Origin of the sequence: Streptomyces sp. NRRL WC-3549 (genome assembly GCF_000721935.1) — a bacterium.
Lineage (GTDB): Bacteria > Actinomycetota > Actinomycetes > Streptomycetales > Streptomycetaceae > Streptomyces.
Window position 1 is genome coordinate 87,295 of the sequence record NZ_KL585393.1, and the last position, 2,041, is coordinate 89,335.

Here is a 2,041-nt window from a genome sequence, read left to right on the forward strand (position 1 = left end):
CGCTTCTCGGCGACGACGGCGGCCAGGACGTCGTCGTCGCCGAGACCGGCGTGGTTGGCGCGGCCGTAACCGACCAGGTGGACCCGGCCGTCCTTGGTGATCACCCCGTGGCAGAGCGGACCGGGCAGCCCGGTCCGCCCCTCGCGGCAGATGTCGACGGTCCGGGCGGAGCCCTCCGTGGCGGTGTGATGGAGCATCACCCCGTGCACCGGGCCCCAGGACCCCTTCTGATTGCGGTTGTGTGTACGCCAGTCGCCCACCTGGACGACGGTGAGGCCCTCGGTCTTCAGGGCCTTGAGGAAGTTGTTCGCGGACATCGGTGAGGACATGGCCGACCCCTTCGGTACGCGGGAGTGTGCCCGTACTGCGCTTGTACCGGAACGGAGCCCTCCGGACCACCGGTTCGGTCTCTGTGCGAAGCCGTGTACGAGCCGATCCGGACAGTCCGCGAGCAACCAGGCGTTCCCGCCCGGGCCGCTCAGCCCTGGGCGAGCCACAGGTCGGGGCCGAACACCTCGTAGTGCAGGGCGGCCGGGGCCACCCCCTTGTCCAGCAGCTGCCCGCGCACGGCGCGCATGAAGGGCAGGGGGCCGCAGAGGTAGGCGTGGGTGCCCGGGGCGACCGTGAGGCCGCCCAGGTCGACCAGGCCGGTGCGCTCCACGGGGTGTCCGGGCTCCGGGTGCTCGTACCAGAAGTGCGCGGAGCCGTCGTGGAGCTTGCCGGTGAGGGCCGCGTGGTCGGCGCGCAGGGCGTGTCCGGCGGGCGAACGGTCGCCGTGCACCACCGTGACCGGGCCGTGGTGCCCCTCGGCCGCCAGGTGTTCGAGCATCGCCAGGATCGGGGTGCAGCCGATACCCGCCGAGACGAGGAGCAGCGGGGCGTCGGTGTCCTGGAGCACCAGGTCGCCGTACGGCGCGGAGACGCGGAGCCGGTCGCCCTCCCGTACACGGGTGTGCAGGTGCCGGGAGACCTCGCCCTCCGGTGCGCCCTCGTCGCGCACCCGCTTGACGGTGACGGTGCGCAGCTCGGACCCGGGGGCGCCGGTCAGGCTGTACTGGCGTATCTGGCGGGCCCCGTCGGCGAGTTCGACCTGCACGGAGACGTACTGGCCCGGGCGGAAGGCCGGCGCCGGCGCGCCGTCGGAGGGTGTGAGCCGGAAGGTGGCGACGTCCTCGGTCTCCTCGGTCCGGGAGACCACCGTCCACTCGCGCCACACGTCGCCCGCCAGAACGCCCTGCTGGGCGTAGAGGCGCTCCTCCAGGGAGATGAGGGCGTTGGCCATCAGCCAGTAGACCTCGTCCCAGGCCGCGGCGACCTCCGGGGTGACCGCCTCGCCCAGCACCTCGGCTATCGCGGCGAACAGGTGGGTGTGCACGATGTCGTACTGGGGGGCGGTGATGCCCAGGGAGGCGTGCTTGTTGGCGATGCGGCTCAGCATCACGTCGGGCCGGGTTCCGGGGTGTTCGACCAGTTGTGTCGCGAAGGCGGCGATGGAGCCCGCGAGCGCCTGGCGCTGTGCGCCGGAGGCCTGGTTGCCGCGGTTGAAGAGGTCCCGGAGCAGCTCCGGGTGGGCGTCGAACAGCTTCCGGTAGAAGAGGTCCGCGATCTCGCCGATGGCCGCCCCCACGGCGGGAAGGGTGGCGCGGACGGTTGCGGTCGACGTCTCGGAGAGCATCGGGTGACTCCTCGGAGGAGAGGGGCGCCGGTGGCGCCCTGTAATTGGTATGGGAGATGCGTATTTTTCGGCGGCGGTGACCGGCGCGCGGTGGGGCGCGCGCGAGGAGGTCACGGGTGGGTCAGCCGGGTGCGGGGCGGCCGGCGCTGATGCCGATCAGCAGCGGGCCGGTGGGGGAGGAGACGAGATCGCCGACCGTGAGCGGGTCCAGTGACGCGTAGAAGGCGTCCTCCGCCTGGCGCAGCGCGGAGCGGAGCCGGCAGGCGGAGCGCAGCGGACACGGGGTGCTGCCCTCGCAGTCGACCACCTCGCCGGGGGCCTCCAACTGCCGGACCAGCCCGCCGATCGAGGCGGCCCTGCCGGCGG

3 protein-coding genes are annotated in these 2,041 nt (G+C 72.8%); all 3 read right to left on the reverse strand.

What is annotated here, in order from left to right; translation table 11 throughout:
• On the reverse strand, positions 1-329 hold a 329-nt coding region (locus tag IH13_RS0110295; RefSeq protein ID WP_031083110.1), incomplete at its 3' end, for a peptidoglycan recognition protein family protein.
• 149 nt (positions 330-478) lie between these two features.
• Entirely contained in the window at positions 479-1,675 is a 1,197-nt protein-coding gene (locus IH13_RS0110300; RefSeq protein ID WP_031083112.1) for a globin domain-containing protein, read from the reverse strand.
• Positions 1,676-1,796: 121 nt separating this feature from the next.
• Positions 1,797-2,041 (reverse strand): Rrf2 family transcriptional regulator (locus IH13_RS0110305; RefSeq protein WP_031083113.1); only part of this gene is annotated, 245 nt, incomplete at its 5' end.